At 70.0% G+C, this 16,864-nt stretch carries 16 protein-coding genes and 2 pseudogenes; 7 read left to right on the top strand and 11 right to left on the bottom strand.

All coding sequences use genetic code 11. The features are described from left to right. Positions 1-13: 13 nt before the first annotated feature. Positions 14-1,321, bottom strand: coding sequence for an Nramp family divalent metal transporter (locus QFZ76_RS04200; RefSeq protein WP_307672409.1), 1,308 nt, complete (start codon positions 1,319-1,321; stop codon positions 14-16). A gap of 129 nt (positions 1,322-1,450) precedes the next feature. On the opposite strand from QFZ76_RS04200, the gene QFZ76_RS04195 reads away from it, so the two are divergent. Continuing rightward, on the top strand, positions 1,451-2,455 hold the full coding sequence (locus tag QFZ76_RS04195) for an Lrp/AsnC family transcriptional regulator (protein WP_307672408.1): 1,005 nt from the start codon (positions 1,451-1,453) through the stop codon (positions 2,453-2,455). 59 nt (positions 2,456-2,514) lie between these two features. Here the strand turns inward: QFZ76_RS04195 and QFZ76_RS04190 are convergent, their stop codons facing one another. After that, a complete protein-coding gene (locus tag QFZ76_RS04190) occupies positions 2,515-3,807 on the bottom strand; it encodes an MFS transporter (protein ID WP_307672407.1) in 1,293 nt (430 codons plus the stop codon). A gap of 380 nt (positions 3,808-4,187) precedes the next feature. Here QFZ76_RS04190 and QFZ76_RS04185 point away from each other — a divergent pair. After that, positions 4,188-4,642, top strand: a pseudogene (locus tag QFZ76_RS04185) ((2Fe-2S)-binding protein); the annotation flags it as partial. After that, a pseudogene (locus tag QFZ76_RS04180) lies at positions 4,642-5,259 on the top strand (XdhC family protein); the annotation flags it as partial. The pseudogenes QFZ76_RS04185 and QFZ76_RS04180, both read left to right, overlap by 1 nt. A gap of 345 nt (positions 5,260-5,604) precedes the next feature. Here QFZ76_RS04180 and QFZ76_RS04175 read toward each other — a convergent pair. The 4 genes from QFZ76_RS04175 to QFZ76_RS04160 all read right to left on the bottom strand — a co-directional run bounded on the left by QFZ76_RS04175 (position 5,605) and on the right by QFZ76_RS04160 (position 8,577). Then, positions 5,605-6,087 carry a nitroreductase family deazaflavin-dependent oxidoreductase gene (locus tag QFZ76_RS04175; protein ID WP_307672406.1) on the bottom strand — a complete coding sequence of 161 codons (483 nt, stop codon included), beginning with the start codon at positions 6,085-6,087 and terminating at the stop codon, positions 5,605-5,607. Positions 6,088-6,097: 10 nt separating this feature from the next. Continuing rightward, positions 6,098-6,943, bottom strand: a complete 846-nt coding sequence (locus QFZ76_RS04170) for an SDR family oxidoreductase (RefSeq protein ID WP_307672405.1) — start codon at positions 6,941-6,943, stop codon at positions 6,098-6,100. A gap of 128 nt (positions 6,944-7,071) precedes the next feature. Next, a complete protein-coding gene (locus tag QFZ76_RS04165; protein ID WP_307672404.1) occupies positions 7,072-7,836 on the bottom strand; it encodes an SDR family NAD(P)-dependent oxidoreductase in 765 nt (254 codons plus the stop codon). 162 nt (positions 7,837-7,998) lie between these two features. Beyond that, entirely contained in the window at positions 7,999-8,577 is a 579-nt protein-coding gene (locus QFZ76_RS04160) for an ester cyclase (protein WP_307672403.1), read from the bottom strand. A gap of 214 nt (positions 8,578-8,791) precedes the next feature. Here QFZ76_RS04160 and QFZ76_RS04155 point away from each other — a divergent pair, with 214 nt between their 5' ends. The 3 genes from QFZ76_RS04155 (at position 8,792) to QFZ76_RS04145 (ending at position 12,323) form a co-directional block, all read left to right on the top strand. Then, the gene (locus QFZ76_RS04155) at positions 8,792-9,739 is read left to right on the top strand and encodes a helix-turn-helix domain-containing protein (RefSeq protein ID WP_307672402.1); all 948 of its coding nucleotides are present in this window, start codon (positions 8,792-8,794) and stop codon (positions 9,737-9,739) included. A gap of 58 nt (positions 9,740-9,797) precedes the next feature. Further along, on the top strand, positions 9,798-10,562 hold the full coding sequence (locus QFZ76_RS04150) for an aminoglycoside adenylyltransferase family protein (RefSeq protein WP_307672401.1): 765 nt from the start codon (positions 9,798-9,800) through the stop codon (positions 10,560-10,562). Between the two features lie 471 nt (positions 10,563-11,033). Next, complete coding sequence (locus QFZ76_RS04145) at positions 11,034-12,323, top strand: MFS transporter (RefSeq protein ID WP_307672400.1); 1,290 nt, start codon at positions 11,034-11,036, stop codon at positions 12,321-12,323. Between the two features lie 202 nt (positions 12,324-12,525). On the opposite strand, the gene QFZ76_RS04140 is transcribed toward QFZ76_RS04145, so the two are convergent. The 4 genes from QFZ76_RS04140 to QFZ76_RS04125 form a co-directional block, all read right to left on the bottom strand. Next, positions 12,526-13,443, bottom strand: a complete 918-nt coding sequence (locus QFZ76_RS04140; protein ID WP_307672399.1) for an NADP-dependent oxidoreductase — start codon at positions 13,441-13,443, stop codon at positions 12,526-12,528. Between the two features lie 71 nt (positions 13,444-13,514). Further along, positions 13,515-13,925, bottom strand: coding sequence for a (4Fe-4S)-binding protein (locus QFZ76_RS04135; protein WP_307672398.1), 411 nt, complete (start codon positions 13,923-13,925; stop codon positions 13,515-13,517). Positions 13,926-13,964: 39 nt separating this feature from the next. Then, positions 13,965-14,273: a GNAT family N-acetyltransferase gene (locus QFZ76_RS04130; RefSeq protein ID WP_307672397.1), complete on the bottom strand. Its 309-nt coding sequence runs from the start codon at positions 14,271-14,273 to the stop codon at positions 13,965-13,967. Beyond that, on the bottom strand, positions 14,270-15,337 hold the full coding sequence (locus QFZ76_RS04125; protein WP_307672396.1) for an LLM class flavin-dependent oxidoreductase: 1,068 nt from the start codon (positions 15,335-15,337) through the stop codon (positions 14,270-14,272). The genes QFZ76_RS04130 and QFZ76_RS04125 overlap by 4 nt, the downstream gene beginning before the upstream one ends. Before the next feature lie 206 nt (positions 15,338-15,543). On the opposite strand from QFZ76_RS04125, the gene QFZ76_RS04120 reads away from it, so the two are divergent. Next, the gene (locus QFZ76_RS04120) at positions 15,544-15,915 is read left to right on the top strand and encodes a DoxX family protein (RefSeq protein ID WP_307672395.1); all 372 of its coding nucleotides are present in this window, start codon (positions 15,544-15,546) and stop codon (positions 15,913-15,915) included. 451 nt (positions 15,916-16,366) lie between these two features. Here the strand turns inward: QFZ76_RS04120 and QFZ76_RS04115 are convergent, their stop codons facing one another. Continuing rightward, positions 16,367-16,768, bottom strand: coding sequence for a MarR family winged helix-turn-helix transcriptional regulator (locus tag QFZ76_RS04115; RefSeq protein WP_307672394.1), 402 nt, complete (start codon positions 16,766-16,768; stop codon positions 16,367-16,369). Positions 16,769-16,864 lie beyond the last annotated feature (96 nt).

The following is a 16,864-nucleotide window of genomic DNA, read 5'->3' as shown; positions in this document are numbered from 1 at the left end:
GGCTTCACGCCTCTCAGAACGTTTCCTTGACCTGTACGACGGCCAGCACCCCGAAGAGGAGGAAGGCGCCGGACAGCAGCACATTCGACATGATCTTGTTGCGGTAGAGCGGCTCGATGCCCCGGCGGTTGAGCAGCACCAGCAGCGCCCCGGACAGCAGCGGCAGGATCAGGGACCCGAAGGCGGCGTAGGTCAGCACCAGGGCGACCGGCTTCCCCATGAACGTGACGGCGATCGACGCGGCCGCGCAATAGACCACGAAGGCGCGGAAGGGCCGGCTGTTCTGCGCCATGTGGGGCTCGGCGTCGGTCTCCGGAATGCCGCGCATCGTCCGCAGCGAGTCCGCCAGCAGATAGCACAGGGCGTTGAACCCGCCGACGAGGGCGCTGAGCGTCACGAAGAAGAAGGTCAGCAGGAACAGGACGCGGGCCGCCGACCCGAGGTCCGCGCCGAGCGGGTCGGCGAGTGCGGCCAGCCCGTCGTTGCCGCTGATGGTGTTGCCGGTGCCGTAGAGCAGGCCCGTCCCCACGACGGTGGTGCAGAGCACGAAGAGGAAGGTCACGGCGTAACTGACCGCCGAGTCCGCCCGCATGACGGGCAGCCAGCTCCGGTGCTGCCAGCGCTTCTCCCGTACCCAGTAGCTGTACGAGGCGATCCCGGCCGTGCCGCCCACACCGCCGATGAGGGCGAGCACCGTCACGACGTCCCCCTCCGGGAGCCTCGGGCGCATCGTGGAGACGAGGCCCGGCAGGTCGTCGACGGTGGCGAGCATGGCCACCGCCAGGACGACCATGCCGAGGAACTTGACGAGAATGAAGACACTCATCACCCGCTCGAAGAGCGCGTACCGGCCGACGTACACGAGCGCGGCGGACGCCAACGCGATCGCGATGCCCAGCGGCCGCGCGGGGAGCGCGGGGAACAGCGTGGACAGGGCCAGCGAGGCCACCGAGCTCAGGGCGGCTCCGTACAGCAGTCCGATGACCAGGACGAAGAGGAAGAACGCCGGAGGAAGCCAGCGTCCGACCGAGCGCAGGCTGGCGATCACGGTCTGGCCGGTCGCCATGTAAAGCCGTCCCACCGCCTCGGTGAGGACGAATTTCAGGACGACGCCGATGAGGATCGCCCACAGCAGCGCCATCCCGTATCCGGAGGCGCCCGCCAGGGACGTCACCATGTCGCCGGCGCCCACGCTCGCGGCCGCCAGGACCAGGCCGGGGCCCAGCAGAGCCAGTCGGCCGCGCCTCGTGGTGGGGGCCTGGGCGGGCTCGACCGCTTGTTGCCGAAGGGGAGTTCCTTGCGTCGTGGTCACGTCGACCATCTCCGTACGTGGTGATGAGAGCGGGGAGTCATCGGTTCGTGCGGCTCATGTCGTGCAGGTTCGGGCACCCTGACGGAAGGGAACAAGAATCTCGGCCGAGATGACGGAATCGGCCATAAACTTGGTGCGATGAACGCACAGCAGCCCGGTCCTGTGGCGGATTCGCTGGATCGCCGCATCATCAGCGCACTGCAGATCGACGGCAGGGCCTCGTGGCACCGCATCGCGGCGGCGCTCGGCGAGGCCGAACGCACAGTCGTCCGCCGGGGAACCCGCTTGCTGGACTCCGGGCTGGTGCGGATCGGCGCCATGGCGCTGCACGGCCGCAGCACTGTGGTCGGTGTGCGCTGCGCCCCGGGGCAGGCGCGGATGGTCGCGAGCGCGCTGGCCCGCCGGCCCGACTGTGTTTTCACCCATGTGCTGACCGGCTCCCCGGACTGTGTCGCGGAGCTGCTCTGCCCCCGGGACCAGCTGGCGAGCCTGGTGATGGACGAACTGCCGGGACTGCCCGGCATGTTGGAGACCTTCACACTGCCGGTGCTGCGCCACATCCGCACGATCCGCGAGTGGCACTCCGGGCTGCTCACCGACGACGAGATCGCCACGCTGGAGGGCCCGTCCGGGGCGCCCGCACCCTCGCCGACGGACGGGGATGTGATGCCGCCCGCCGACGTGGCACACGACCTCTCCCGGTCGGACCGGCTGCTCCTGAACGCGCTCGCCGAGGACGGGCGGTGCACCTATGAGGAACTCGGCCGGGTCGCGGGCGTCTCGGAAGCCACCGCGCGGCGGCGCCTGGGCGCGCTGCGGCGGGAGGGCAGGGTGCGCATCCGCGCTGTGATCGAGCCCGCGCTGCTCGGACTGCCGGTGGAGGCGATGCTCCGGGTACGCACCGTTCCGGCCGGGGCCGAGGCGGTGGCGGCGGCGCTGGCGGACAACGTCCACGTCCGGTACGCCAGTTTCGTCACCGGAGAGCACCAGATCCTGGTGCTGGCCGCGCTGCCCAGCGAGTCGGCCCTGTACGACTTCGTCACCCGTGCCCCCTGGCTGCGGGACGTGGCCTCCATGGACGTCTCGCTCGTCCTCAGCTCGCTGAAACGCGGCGGCATGCTCGCGCGCCGGTCGCGGGACTGAGCGACAGCGGCACCAGGCGCAGGCGGTGATGGCGCGGAGGCTCGGTCAGTCGTCGGCGTTCAGTCGACGTCCCGGTTGACCTCGATCCGCCGAAGCGACGGCACGAGCAACGGCATCAGCATCGCCAACGCCGCCACCCCGCCGCCGGTGACGGCGACCGCCGCCGTCCCGAACGCCGCAGCGAGGACCGGCGCGGACAGCTGGCCGACGGGGACGGACGCGAACGACAAGCACTCGTCGTAGGCACCGACCCGGGAGAGCAGCCGCTCGGGGACGTGGGTGTAATTGACGGTCTCCCACACGACGGTGAAGAACTCGGCGACCACTCCCGACACGAACGCCGCTGTGGCCAGCCAGACGGTGTGCGCGCCGGTGCCGAGCAGGATCAGCGGGACGGCGCCCAGGGCCATCGAGGACAGGGCCGGCACCATCGGCCGCCGCACCGTCAGCTTCACCATCGCCACACTGGCCGCCAGTGCCCCGATTCCGCGTGCGCTCAGCACCAGGCCCCAGCCCTCCGCGCCGATGGTGTCGTTCGCGATCACCGGGCCGAGGATCTGCCAGACGCCCATGTTCGCGGAGTTGAAGACGGCGAAGGCCAGCGTGACCGTCCAGATCCACGGCTTGGAGCTGAAGTAGGCCCAGCCCTGCCGCAGTTCGGCGAGCATCGTGGGGCCGCCCTTGGCGCGCGGCGGCAGGTCGGGCAGCGAGATCCGGGCGAAGAAGGCGGCCGCCAGCAGGAAGGACGCGGCGTCGGCGGCGATCGCCCAGCCGCCTCCGACAGAGGCGGTCAGCAGGCCGGCGGTGGTCGGGCCGAGGATCCGGGTGGTGTTCCTGACGGAGGCCAGCAGCGAGCTGGCCTGCTGGAAGCCGCGCCCCGCCGCCAGGTTCGGGACGATGCCGCGCAGCGCGGGCGTGGTCAGTCCCTGGAAGATGCCGTTGAGAGCGGACAGCGGCAGCAGCAGCGCGGGGTTCTGGTGGGTGAGCAGGAGGATCGCCACGGTGGCCTGGCTGAGGCCGGCACCCAGACTGGTGAGGCGCAGCACGGTGTCGCGACGGTAGCGGTCGGCGATGCCGCCTCCGAGGATCATCGTGGCGATCATGGGGACCAAGGAGGCGGTGGTGACCGCGGACAGCCAGGTGGCGCTGTCGGTGAGCTCCAGGACGCCGAAGGCCAGGGCGACGGGCGACATGGCGCTGCCGGTCATGGAGATCGCGCGGCCGGCGAAGAACCACCTGAAGGCGGGGGAGCGAAGGGGCTGTTCGGCCCCGAGGCCGGTGGTGGATGCCCGCGTCGCATCGCTTTCGGAGGGCTCGGTGTCCCGACTTTCGGGCGTTTCTGTTTCGGGCACGAGGAGCCACGCTGCCAGCGCGCACCGAATGCATCAAGTGATTTCAGGGCAGGGCGACAGGGACCGCTCTTCCGGCTCGCGGCAGCCTCACCGGCTCCAGGACCTCGCGGGGCCGGACTGGCTCCCATGCCTTCGGACACTGGCGTTGCGGGTGGCGGGAGGAGGTGTCGGATGTCGGCGGGCAGGCAGGCCGGTCGGTGGGAGACCGACAGCGGCCGCTCTCGTCGATCCGAAGCCGGGGTGATGAAAGCTCTCCAGGTCGCCGAGCGCCGGCGGACGACATGGGTTGCGACGACACGGGTTCTGCCTCCGGGAACGCCGACGAGTAAGGCCATCGACCTTCAAGGCCATCGACCTTCCGCCGATCCGAAAGCGTAGACATGTCCACTGAACTCACCGAGTCTGCTGTTCCTCCTCCTGCCGAACCCCCTGAATCCTCCTCGACACCGTCCCGACGGGCGTTCATCGCGACGACCACCGCTGTCGGCGGTGCCGTCGTGACCGGCGGCCTGATCGCGGGAACACCCCTGCTCGGCTCCGAGGAGGCAGCCGCCGCTGAGGCGCCGCCGGGCGGGAACGTCTCGCTGACCGTCAACGGCAGACGGCACACCGTCACGGTCGACAACCGGACCTCGTTGCTGGACCTGCTGCGCGAGCACTTGGGTGCAACGCCGGTGCTTGCGGCGCGTGCACGGTGCTGGTCGACGGGCGCCGGGTCATCTCGTGCCTGACGCTCGCGGTCCGTCTGGAGGGCGCCGAGGTCACCACGATCGAAGGTCTCGCCCCCGGAGGTGAGGACGGTGAACTGCACCCGCTGCAGAAGGCGTTCATCGACGCACCGAAGTCGGCGGCGACGCCGACACCTGCCCCGAGAAACTGTCCGTCCTCGTCCACACCCACGCGCCCCGCCCCCGGATGCTCATCTTCGGCGCCGTCGACTTCGCCGGTGCGCTGAGCGAGGTCGGACGCTTCCTCGGCTACCGCGTCACCGTCTGCGACGCCCGTCCGGTCTTCGCGACCGCAGCCCGCTTCCCGCACGCCGACGAGGTCGTCGTCGACTGGCCGCACCGCTATCTGGAGCGCGCAGAAGTGGATTCCCGCACCGCGGTCTGCGTCCTCACCCACGACGCCAAGTTCGACATCCCCCTGCTCCGACTCGCCCTCGACCTCCCCGTCGGCTACATCGGCGCCATGGGCTCCCGCCGCACCCACGACCACCGCCTCGACGCACTGTGCGAAGCCGGTGTACCGGACGACCGGCTCGCCCGCCTGAACTCCCCGATAGGCCTCGACCTCGGCGCCCACACCCCCGAGGAAACCGCCATCTCCATCGCCGCCGAGATCATCGCCCACACCCACCACGGCACCGGCCTGCCCCTCTCCCGCGCCACCGGACCCATCCACCGCCCTGGCGCAGACGCCCTTTCACCAGCCGTACGAGGGACCGCGTGACGCCCCGACGGCAGCACCGCAACGGGGAAGAAGGCACGGATGTTGCCGACGAGGAGTTCGGGTTGTTCCATGGCGGCGAAGTGGCCGCCGGTCGACCCTGCCCTCCGGTCGGTGCCGTCGGTGCCGTCGGTGGCGCGTTGGCGTATCCGCGTGCGCGCGAGCGGCCTGACTGTCGAGTTCCGGCGCTGCGGACGCCATGTCTCGTAGTCGTAAGGGCGTCCGGCAGCGGATCAGCGGAACGACAGGCGGCGCGGCTCCCCCTCGACGAGCGTCAGGTGAGGTACAGGAGGTCCATGCCCGCGAAGTCCTCCGCCGCGGCGTGCCGCAGGAACGTCGCCCTGCGCGTCAGTGCTTCTGGGCTGTCGGCTCGAGAACGAGGACCGGGATAACGCGGTCCGTGTTCTTCTGGTACTCGGCGTAGCTCGGGAACGCCTCGACGGCTCGAGCCCACCACGCGGCTTTCTCGTCCCCGGTCACCTCTCGTGCCAGCATGTCCTGGCGCACCGGCCCGTCCTGAAGCTCGACTCGAGGGTCGGCCACCACGTTGTGGTACCAGACCGGGTGCTTGGGGGCTCCTCCCGCGGAGGCGACCACGGCATAGGAGCCGTCGTGCTCCACCCGAATGAGCGGGGACTTGCGGATCTTGCCGCTCTTCGCACCCAGGGTGGTCAGGATGACGACGGGCACGCCCCCCAGTTCCTCGTCTTCTTCACGTGTGACCAGGAAACCCAGCGTCGTTCCCTGCGTACCGCCGGAGCTTTCGTACAGGGCGACCTGGTCCCGCACGAACTGCGCCGTGCTCGGCTCGTACTCACCTTTCAGTGGCATGCTGCCCCCCTCAGACGGTGGTGTCGTCGTAGGCGAGGCTGTCGCCCAGTTCGCGGGAGGCTTCGGCCTGGGCGAGGAGTTCCCTCGCCTTGGCCTCGGCAGCCTCGATGGCGTCCGCCCCGGCGACGAAGCGCTGCAGGGGCTTGTTCTGGCCGGCGAGGGTGAGCAGGGCGCGGGCGAGCTTGGCGGGGTCACCGGGCTGCTTGCCGTTCATGCTCTTCATGCCTTCGATCCGCGGGGCGGTGCGCGGGGCGTAGTCGTCGATGGACAGCTCGGGCCAATTCGTGGAGCCGTCCACGAGGAGTTCGGTGCGGAAGTAGCCGGGCTCCACGACGGTGGTGCGAATGTTGTACGGCTCGACGTCGTAGCGCAGGGACTCCATCCAGCCCTCTTCCGCGAACTTGGAGGCGGCGTAGGCGGAGGTGAACTCCATGCCGACCAGGCCGGCGGTCGAGGTGATGGTGATGACGTGGCCGTCGCGCTGCTTGCGCATGATGGGCAGGACGGCGCGGGTGACGTTCATCGGGCCGAAGAGGTTGGTCTCGAACTGGCGGCGCATCTGCGCGGGTGAGATCTCCTCGAAGTAGCCGGTGAAGAGGTTCCCGGCGTTGTTGATGAGGACGTCGATGCGGCCGAAGCGGTCGACGGCGGCCTGCGCGGCGGCCTCGGCGTCTTCGAGGCTGGTGACGTCGAGCTTGGTGACCAGCAGGTTGTCCTGCGGTCCGCCCAGGGTCTTCTCGACCTCTTCGGGGCGGCGGCCGGTAGCGACGACCTGGTGGCCGGCGGCGAGGGCCTCGCGGGCGATGTCCGTGCCCAGACCGCGTCCGGCACCGGTGACGAGAATGACCGTGCTCATGTGGGGTTTCCTTTCAGGTGCCGTGATCCGGCACCGGGTGTGTGCGGGGATGGTGCGTCGTGCCCGTCCCGGCGGTCGGCCGGGCGGTGGATGGGGGAGGGAAGCGGACGGGGCGTGGCCGAACGGCGTCAGGCTTGGTCGGTGGGCATGATCCACAGCTCGGCGATCGAGGCGTGGCGGGGCCGGGTGACCATGTAGGCGACGCCGTCGGCGATGTCCTCGGGGGCGAGGATCTCGGTCGTGTCGAGGAAGGGCTGGATCATCTCGCTGTGGATCTCGGGCTTGTTGTGCGAGTCCAGCTCGGTGTTCACGCCGCCCGGTTCCAGGACACCGACGCGGAGGTGCCGCTGGGTGACTTCCTGGCGCAGGGACTCGGTGAAGCCGTTCACGCCGAACTTGGTGAGGTTGTAGACGGCATAGCCGTTCCAGGCGACGCGGCCGGCGATGGAGCTGATGTTGACGATGTCGGCGACCTGGCGCGGCCCGTCCTCGGCAGCCTTGAGCAGGTGCGGGAGGGCGGCGTGTGTGGTGTGGAGCAGGCCCCGCACGTTGACGGCGATCATGCGCTCCCACTCAGCGGCGTCCGCGCCGACGACGGGGCCCAGCAACATCAGGCCGGCGTTGTTGACGAGGGTGTCCAGCCGCCCGAAGTGCTCGACAGTCTGCTCGACGGCAGCCTCGGCCCGGGCGCGGTCGGTGATGTCCGCCTCCACCACCAGCGCGCTACCGCCCGCCCTCTCGATCTCGGCGGCCAGGCCGTGCAGGCGGTCCTTGCGGCGGGCCACGAGGACGACGGACGCGCCGTCCTCGGCGAGCCGACGGGCGGTAGCAGCGCCGATGCCGCTGCTCGCACCGGTGACGAGAGCGACGGTGCCGGTCAGTTTCGTTGCCATGGGGGTGTCCTGTGTCCTGCGTCCTTGGTTCGCTTCTTCGGTTCCCTGCATGTGCGGCACAGGGTCGGCGGGGGCGGACCCGTACGTGCCGAGGGCGCGGCGAGGGCAGGTCATCGCGTCGGCGTGGGGGAGTGGATGCGGGTGCCGTACAGAGCTCCGCCGCTATGCGACGGGGACGGCGCCCATCTGCCGGAGGATGCCCAGCATGTCGAGCTGGGCGCGTTCCTCGACGATCTTGCCGTGGGACAGACGGTAGAACGCCATGCTCTCCGAGCGGATGGCCTTGCCCGTGGCCTCGACCCCGGCGAACGGTCCTTCGTGGGTGCCGGTCATGGAGTAGCGGATGGCCACGGTGTCGCCCTCGGCCCGCACATCCTCCACCGTCCACTTGAGGTCGGGGAACGCCTTCAGGTTCGCGGCGACGATGCCGAGATAGGTGTCCCGGCCCTGCCACGTCTGGCCGCCGGAGTGCACGACGATGTCCGGGCTGACGAACCTGCTCGCCAGAGCGGGGTCGCGACCGGGCAGGTACTCACTGGTGTAGCGCTCCATGATGCGCTTGTTCACCTGAGCGGTCCGGTGGTTCCACGAGTCGGATACCGCCGTGACTCGGGACTCCGACCAGGAGCCGGTATTCCGGTCGGCCGTGCCGGCCGCGTCCGCGGCTCCTGATCCGAAGGCCGCGAGGCTGAGCGCTCCCAGCGCCGTGGCTACGGCGGCCGGCTTGGTGTAACGACGCATGTTCGTCCTTCTGACTACGGTGATCGCGGCGCCGACGGCGCCGCGAAGGGGCTGGAGACCGGCGGCACAAGCAGCGCCGTATCCGGGCCATTCACACCGCCGTGGGCGGTGCACCACCAACAGAACCGGTTGTCACGGGAGCGTGGGAGTCCCTGATGAGGGGGTCACTGACAGGGACCCCCAACCCGGCGGAAGCGCTCGTAGAGTGAAACGCATGGCAGGCAGAAACGACCCTCACGGCACCAACCGCGACATCCGCGGTGATTTCCGCGCGGAGATCCGGGAGTTCCTGGGCACGCGACGGGCCAGGGTCACCCCCGAGCAGGCCGGACTGCCCTCGTACGGCGGAGACCGCCGACGGGTCACCGGGCTGCGCCGCGAGGAGGTCGCCCTGCTCGCGGGCATCTCCAGCGAGTACTACACCCGGCTGGAGCGCGGCAACGCCACCGGCGTCTCCGAGAGCGTCATCGACGGCATCGCGCAAGCCCTGCAGCTCGACGAGGCCGAACGCATCCACCTGCTCGACCTCCTGCGCGGCGCCGGCACCACCCGCCCGCCACGCCGCCGACCCGCCCAGCAGCGCGTACGGCCCGCGGTGCAGCGCGTCCTCGACTCGATGACCGGTACACCCGCGTTCGTCCTCAGCGGTCGCGGGGACATCCTGGCCGCCAACCCCCTCGGACGCGCCCTGTTCTCCCCGGTCTACGCCGACCCGCTGCGGCCGCCCAACAACGCCAGGTTCGTCTTTCTCGACCCGCACGCGACCGAGTTCTTCCGCGACTGGGACCAGGTCGCCAACGACGCGGTCGCCATGCTGCGCGCCGAGGCCGGCCGCGACCTCTACGATCGCCGGATGACGGACCTGATCGGGGAACTGTCCACCCGCAGCGAGGACTTCCGTCGCCGCTGGGCGGCCCACAACGTGCGGATCCACACCACCGGCGTCAAGCGCCTCCACCACCCGGTGGTCGGCGACCTCGACCTTCCGTTCGAGACGTTCCCACTCGGGGCGGATCCCAGCCAGTTCCTCCTCACCTACACCGCCGAGCCCGCGTCAGCCTCGCAGGACGCCCTGAACCTGCTGGCCAGCTGGGCCGCGACCAACGACGACATCGAGCGGTCCGCGCCGTCCGACTCCGAATCGGCCGAGACACCCGACTGATCGACGAGCCATGCGCAGGCAGGTGCGGCCGCACGAGCCGGTGTGCCACGCTTGTGCGATGGACCAGTTGCGGAAGATCGTGGACCTGGTCGGCCAGGTGCTCGGGCCCGAGGCCATCGGAACGTATCTCCACGGCTCCTGCGTGCTTGGCGGTCTCAAACCGGCTAGCGACGTGGACATCCTTGTCGTCTCACGGCGGCGCATGAACGGTCGGGAACGGCAGTCGCTCCTCGACGGGCTGCTGAAGATCTCCGGTTCCGGTGCACCTGACACAGCCCGCCCGGTCGAGCTCACTGTTGTCGTCCAGTCCGAAGTCCGCCCATGGCGGTTCCCGCCGAACGGTGACTTTCTCTACGGCGAGTGGCTGCGCGACGAGTTCGAGTCAGGCGGGCCCCCTCAGGCGGGGCCGATGCCGGATCTTGCCCTGCTGATTTCGATGGTGCTCGCCGGTGACCACGCCGTCAGCGGCCCGCCGCCGGCGCGGGTCCTGGATCGCGTCCCCCATGCCGACCTGGTCCGGGCCAGTGTGTCGGGGATCCCTGGCCTGCTCGACGACCTGGAGAGCGATACCCGCAACGTCGTCCTGACCCTGGCGCGCATCTGGACCACGCTCGCCACCGGTGAGATCAGACCCAAGGACGCCGCAGCCGACTGGGCCCTCGTCCGGCTCCCTCCGGATCAGCGCCCTGTCCTGGAACACGCCAGAGAGCTGTACCTCAACTGCCGTTACTCCGAAGAGAACTGGAGCCGGGAACTGAAGGCGCGCGTACGTCCCCACACAGAAGCCTTGCTCACCGAGATCGGTCGGCTGACACCTGCATGAGGCGTACACCCGCCCAGCGCGCGCCTTCAGTTCCCGGCTCACTTCACCCGGCTGCCTCTGACACAGCGTCAACGCCTCCACTGCCACGCGCGGTGTCTTGGGCTTGCGCCGGGAGGCGTCGTACGGCTGGGACGTACAGCAGCGCGAGAGCGGCGGGGACGGCGAGAACAGTCATCGCGTACAAAGTGGGCCGCAGGCCGAGGGACTCGGACACCGGACCCGCGGGTGCTGACGGGGCTGCCGCCCAACGCCGTTGACTTCAGAGTGCGTCGGCGGTTAGAACGTGGGACTCGCGGATCTTGCGGCGTTGGCATGCTCACGCGCGCCCGGGGCAGGGGGAGGAGGCGGCGGCCCGGCGCCGGGCCGGCCGAGAGGCGTTTCCGACGAATCCCGGTGCCCGACAGGAATGGAGGCTGCCCCGTGCGTACCGGACGGACGCCGAGTGGCGGCGTTCGCCGCACCCGGCAAGCCGTGAGGTGGCCGCGAGCCCGCGACGGCGCCGCCTGGGCGATACCGACGGCCTTGGTCATCGACGCGGTGGGCACCGGGCTCTATCTCCCGCTGTCCATGGTCTACTTCCTCGCCGTCACCGACCTGCCGGAGAGCGGCGTCGGCCTGCTGCTGACCGCCGCCACCGCCTGCTCGCTCCTGCTGCCGCTGCTCGTCGGACGGATCGTCGACCGCGTCGGCCCGCGGTCGGTGGTGATCGCGGGGCTGTCGTTGCAGGCCGCCGGGTTCTTCCTGTACCTGGGAGTGGCCGGTCCGGTGTCGCTGTTCCTGGCGGCGCTGGTCGAGGCGGTGGGGCTGCGGGTGTACTGGTCGTCGGTCTTCGCGCTCATCGCCGAGCAGGCGGACGGGGCGGCCAGGGACCAGTGGTTCGCCCGGGCGGGCATGATCCGGGCGGCCGGCACCGGCGCCGGCACGGTGCTCGCGGGCGTGCTGCTCGCGCTCGCCTCGCAGCACGCGTACCGGGGCATGGTGCTGGCGGATGCGATCTCCTTCGTCGTCGCGGCGGTGACCGTCGGGCTGTTCGTACGTGGTGCACGGCGGCCGGCCGGCGGGCCTGGCGGTCAACCGCCGGAGGCGGTACGGCACTTGCTGCGCAACCGGCCGTATCTGGGGCTGATCGGAGTGAACGTCCTGTTCAACATCTGCACGGTCTTCCTGGCCGTGGGCGTACCGGTCTACGTGGTCCGCGGGCTGCGCGCGCCGGACTGGGCGGTTGGTGCCTTCCTCACGATCACCACGGTGGTCGTGGCCACCTGTATGGCCGAGGTCACCCGCCGCTCCCGACGGCGCACTTCCCGCGGCGGCGCGATGGCCTGGGGCGGCCGGCTGTGGGCGGCCTGGTGCGTGGCCGCCGCCATGGCGGTGCTGCTGCCGCGGGGGCCGCTGCTGGTCGGTTACCTGGCGCTGGTGATGCTGCTGTGGGCGACAGCGGAGATGTTGCACGGGCCGGCCTCGAACGCGCTCTCCGCGGAGGCGGCGCCTCCGGGGGTGCGAGGGACCTATCTGGCGGCCTTCCAGTACTCGTTCGCGACGGCGGACATGGTGACGCCCGGCCTGTTCGGCGTCCTGTACGGCGTGAACCGGGTGCTGCCGTGGGTGGTCGTCGGCTGCCTGGCGCTGACGGCGAGCATGGCGATCCGACCTCTGGAGCGGCGCCTCGCGGTCGGCGGTGCGGCCGGAGGTTCCTTGGAGCGCCTGACCGGTGACGGGACGCGGGAAGCGCCTGAACGGCGGGGCGCGGGAGGCGCCTGATCGGCGGCTGACCGACTGCCGGGCGCGGGAGGAACGCGGCGCGGATCACGGCCGTTCGGCGGAGGCGGCGGCGAGCGCCGCCGTGAGCCGAGCCGGCCGTCGCCTCATCAGCATGGTCATGGCCCACTGCATCAGGGCATGCTCCTCGGGCAACTGCTATGGATCTGTTCTTCCGGGAGGGGTGCTGGGGCGAAAGCGATGGCTACGGTAGCAGTACGATCTTGCCGCCGACGTGTCCCGTACGGCTCAGGTCGAGTGCGGCGGCTGCCTCCGCGAGGGGGAAGGCGCGCCAGATCGGGACGTGCAGCCGTCCTTCCTCGATGAGGGCGAGGATGTCGTGCAGCGCCCTGATGCCGTTGCCGCTCGGGCCGTCCGTGTGGACCTGGATGCCCAGATGGCCGGCGTCGAAGGCCAGGAGGGTGAGGACGCGCTCGGGGCCTCCCGCGAGTTCGATCGACAGCGGTATCTCGCCGCGGCCGGAGGCGTCGAGTACGGCGTCGACTCCGTCGGGGGCGATCGCCCGTACCCGGTCGGCCAGACTGTCGCCGTGGGCGACGGGGATCACGCCGAGCGAGCGCAGCCGTTCGTGGTTGTCCTGGCTCGCGGTGCCGATCACGCGCGCGCCCCGGGCCACGGCGAGCTGGGCGGCGAACGCGCCCACGCCACCGGAGGCGGCATGGATCAGCAGGGTCTCGCCCTGGGTGACCTTGAGGCGGTCGAGGACCGTCCAGGCGGTTCCGCCCGAACCCGCAAGAGTTCCGGCGACGTCCCAGGCAAGGGTGGCCGGCTTGGTGACCAGCGCGGCGGCGTCGGCGACCGCGGTCTGGGCATAGGCCGGGGTGCGCGAAGTCCCGAGGACCTCGTCGCCGACGGCGAAAGCGGTCACTCCCTCCCCGACCTGCTCCACCACACCGGCCACGTCGGAGCCGAGACCCGCCGGGAGATCGAGAGGCAGCATCTGGCTCATGAACCCGTGCATGACCTTCCAGTCGAACGGATTGACGCCCGCTGCCCGTACCGCGAGCCGCACCTGCCCGGGGCCCGGGGCGGGCGCCGCAACGTCCACGACGCGCAGCACTTCGCTGGTGCCGTACTCGGAGAACTGCGCTGCAAGGGACATTCTGTTCAGCTCCTCATTCATGCCGGGGCAAACGGTTCGGGGAAGCGGTGGGGCGGCGGTCGCCGCCGGTGTCACTGGCCGCAGGGGCCGGAGTGGTCGCAGTACGGCTGCAGCTGACTGTTCCCGCAGCCGCACAGCACGGCCCTGGTCTCGGTGTGCGTCCCCTCCCGCGTGTCCAGCGACATCTCGCCGCGCACCAGCAGCTGTCCGGCAGGGGTCCGGGTGATGTGGGTGGGCCGGTCCGGGGTCTCCCTGCCGCCGTCCGTCAGTTCGTACTGCAGCGCTCCCGAGGGGCAGCGGCGCACCACTTCTGCCAGCTGATCCGCGGAGGCGGCCTGGGGCTGAATCCATGGACGCCTGCTCGGGTCGAAGACTTCGGGCAGCCCGTTGATGCACTCGGTGGCGTGCAGACAGCGCCTCGCCTCGAAGGTCACGGTGATCTCGGGCGCCGTGTAGGCCTTCACCTGGGCTTTGCCGCTCATACCGGTCTTCCTCACTGCGTCTTCGGCCGGTCGGCCGATTCAGTCGCTGACCTTGCTCCGGGCCTGGTACAGCAGGTCGGCGTACTCGGGGTGGCGGCCGATCCAGGCCGCGTAGAAGGGGCAGGTGGCCAGCACTCTCAGCCCCGCGGCGCGTGCCTCGTCGAGGGAGGTCCGAGCCAGAGCGGAACCGACCCCTCTGCCCTCGAACCTCGGATCGACCTCCGTGTGCAGGAACGCGATCAGTTCCGTTGTACGGATGTACTGCGAGAAGCCCGCGACCTCGGACCACCCGTCCAATGTGGCCTCGTAGCGGCGCGCTTCGGGTACGTCGATGACCTTGACCGTCACTTGTCCTCCTTGGGAATCCGGCGACTGGAGGCAACCGCCGTCCCAGCGCTCGGCTGCGAGTTTACGATCACGGAGATGACTGATCGGAGATGGTTGGTTGATGCATCAACAGCATATCCCACGCTTCCCGTCGCCGAGCCCGCGGATTCGGCCTCGGCCTCGCGCGCAGCGAGCAGTGCGGCATGGGTGGGGCCGGCGGGCACGTTCGCGGGGCGGTTCTCGGCGAACTCCTTGCGCAGGACGGGGACCACCTCCTCGCCGAGCAGGTCGAGCTGTTCCAGCACGCTCTTGAGCGGGACTCCGGCGCCGTCGATGTTGAACAGCTGGCGCTGGTAGTCGCCGAAGTGCTCGCGGAAGGTCAGCGCCTTGTCGATGACCTCCTGCGGACTGCCGACCGTCAGCGGGGTCTGCTCCATGTACTGCTCGAGCGAGGGACCGCCGCCCATCTGCGGCGAGTGGTCGAAGAACGGGCGGAACTCTCGCGCCGCGTCCTGGGAGTTCTTCCGCATGAAGACGTGGCCGCCGAGGCTGACGACGGCCTGTTCGGCGGTGCCGTGGCCGTAGTGCTCGTAGCGCTCGCGGTAGCGGACGAACGGCGGCACGCCGTCCAGCGGGCGGGGCGTGGAGGTGAAGCCCCGCAGCGGCGTGCGGAACTTTCCCTCCCAGTTCACGACATCCTCGCGCCACAGGCGGTGCAGGAGTGCGTAGTTCTCGATGGCCAGCGGGATGCCCTGGTGGACGTCCTTGCCGAACCAGGGATAGACCGGTCCGGTGTTGCCGCGGCCCATCATCAGGTCGACGCGGCCGTCGGCCAGGTGCTGGAGGATTGCATGGTCCTCGGCGATCTTCACCGGGTCGTTGGTGGTGATCAGCGTCGTGGCGGTGGAGAGGGTGATGCGGTCGGTACGGGCGGCGATCCAGCCCGGCATGGTGGTGGGGGAGGAGGTGACCTCCGCCTTCTGCGCGATGGTGACCAGCGCCTTGATCCTCTCGTGCTCGGTCGGTGTCCGTCCCGTGGTCGAGTCGGTGGCGACATCGCCGACAGTGAAGGTCCCGGACCGCATCGTCCTCAGCCTCTTCCATGGGGTTGATGGATCAACTGTATGCGGAACGTGAGGGCTGAGGTTGCTATTCCAGTGAGGGAGGTGGCGCGCCCCTGGGGGTGCATTGACGCATCAACCATCGCGTCCTATGCTCTCGGTTGATTCATCAACCAATGGCGTGTGGCCTAGCCCGGGACATGCGTCGAGCTGGAAGGAAATCCGCCCCCATGTACATCGCCGCTGCCGTCCTCAGTGTGATCCTGGCTCTCGTGGCACTCGCTGCCGGCGCACCCAAGGCCCAGCTCAAGGGGGACGTTTCCGCCGGTCTGCAGTCGCACATGGGCTTGAGTGCCGGGTTCGTGCGCTTCATCGGGCTCGCCGAGGTGGCCGCAGCCGTCGGACTGGTCGTGGGGCTCTTCTGGCAGCCCCTGGGGATCGCCGCCGCTGTCGGCTTCGCCATCACGATGATCGGGGCGATCGGCTTCCACGCCAAGGTCGGTGACTACGCCAACCCCGAGACCCGAGGCAACGCGATGGCTCCCTTCGCTCTCGTCCTCGTCGCGGTTGCCGCAGCTGTCACTCTCACCTTGGCGATGTGACAGCGTCCCTTGCTCTGGACCATCCGCTCGATTCCTGCGTACCCGTTGTCCGACGGTTCTGCCCGATCGGGAGCAGGAGATCCTCCGTCCGCCGGTTCCGGCCGTCAGGACTGGTGGGCGACTGGCGAAACACTCACCACGGGAGATCCCCCACGCGCCGGCGTGATGGCTGTGAACGAGGTGTTCTGCCGGGCTGCCGATGCCCTTCTGCCTCTGCGGCACGTGTGGGTGGGCCGCGGGGCCTGCCGCGGCGCCGCCCTGCGCGTCTGCTCGGAGGGTGCCGGCCATCTCTCCATGGCCATACTCCTGGTGCGCCGTGGGGCAGGGCTCGGCTCTTGATCCGAGTCTCGCGTGTCGTCGGATCACGGCATGGTGAAGCGAAACGGCCGGGGCGGAGTGGCTTGGGAAGCGCCCCGGGCGGACCGTGATGGCTGAGTGCCGCGCCGCTTGCTCATGGGTAGTCCTTCTGGAGCCTTTCGATGATGTGGTCGGAGGTCTGGGCGAGCATGGCGAGCGCTGCCGGGGTGAGCGGGTCGATGAACAGGCGGCGGACTGCTTCGACATGGCGGGGCGCCGTCATCGCGCGGGCCTCACGGCCGGTGGGCGTGACGGCGACGAACGCCACGCGTGCGTCGGTGGGGCAGTCCTCCCGGACGGCCGGGCCGCGTGTGGCCATCCGGTTGATGTGGTGGGACATCCGGCTCGTTTCCCACTCCACCGCCTTGGCCAACTCCAGGACGCGCAGCCGGCCCTCGGGGACTTCGGCGAGGTGGACGAGTATTCCGTAGTCGGCGGTGGACAGGCCGGACTCGGCCTGCACCTCGCGGCCTTGGTGCGGCCCTCGAATGGACATGGTAGGTGACGTGTCAACTCACGGCGGCGGCCAGGGAGGTCGGCGCCGACTTCGCCTCTGACGGCCCAGGACGGTGGTGTCGGCGGCCGACTCGGG

Source organism: Streptomyces sp. V4I2 (assembly GCF_030817655.1).
Lineage (GTDB): Bacteria > Actinomycetota > Actinomycetes > Streptomycetales > Streptomycetaceae > Streptomyces > Streptomyces plumbiresistens.
Note: the sequence above shows the minus strand (reverse complement) of the source record. Positions and strands in the feature narration are given on the sequence as shown.

Bases quoted from the DNA above. Each gene is read 5' to 3' on its own strand.
- QFZ76_RS04150 (WP_307672401.1), top strand. From the start codon at position 9,798: ATGGACCAGTTGCGGAAGATCGTGGACCTGGTCGGCCAGGTGCTCGGG.
- QFZ76_RS04170 (WP_307672405.1), bottom strand. From the start codon at position 6,943: ATGAGCACGGTCATTCTCGTCACCGGTGCCGGACGCGGTCTGGGCACG.
- QFZ76_RS04175 (WP_307672406.1), bottom strand. From the start codon at position 6,087: ATGCCACTGAAAGGTGAGTACGAGCCGAGCACGGCGCAGTTCGTGCGG.
- QFZ76_RS04160 (WP_307672403.1), bottom strand. From the start codon at position 8,577: ATGCGTCGTTACACCAAGCCGGCCGCCGTAGCCACGGCGCTGGGAGCG.
- QFZ76_RS04200 (WP_307672409.1), bottom strand. From the start codon at position 1,321: ATGGTCGACGTGACCACGACGCAAGGAACTCCCCTTCGGCAACAAGCG.
- QFZ76_RS04135 (WP_307672398.1), bottom strand. From the start codon at position 13,925: ATGAGCGGCAAAGCCCAGGTGAAGGCCTACACGGCGCCCGAGATCACC.
- QFZ76_RS04165 (WP_307672404.1), bottom strand. From the start codon at position 7,836: ATGGCAACGAAACTGACCGGCACCGTCGCTCTCGTCACCGGTGCGAGC.
- QFZ76_RS04120 (WP_307672395.1), top strand. From the start codon at position 15,544: ATGTACATCGCCGCTGCCGTCCTCAGTGTGATCCTGGCTCTCGTGGCA.
- QFZ76_RS04195 (WP_307672408.1), top strand. From the start codon at position 1,451: ATGAACGCACAGCAGCCCGGTCCTGTGGCGGATTCGCTGGATCGCCGC.
- QFZ76_RS04155 (WP_307672402.1), top strand. From the start codon at position 8,792: ATGGCAGGCAGAAACGACCCTCACGGCACCAACCGCGACATCCGCGGT.
- QFZ76_RS04125 (WP_307672396.1), bottom strand. From the start codon at position 15,337: ATGCGGTCCGGGACCTTCACTGTCGGCGATGTCGCCACCGACTCGACC.
- QFZ76_RS04115 (WP_307672394.1), bottom strand. From the start codon at position 16,768: ATGTCCATTCGAGGGCCGCACCAAGGCCGCGAGGTGCAGGCCGAGTCC.
- QFZ76_RS04140 (WP_307672399.1), bottom strand. From the start codon at position 13,443: ATGTCCCTTGCAGCGCAGTTCTCCGAGTACGGCACCAGCGAAGTGCTG.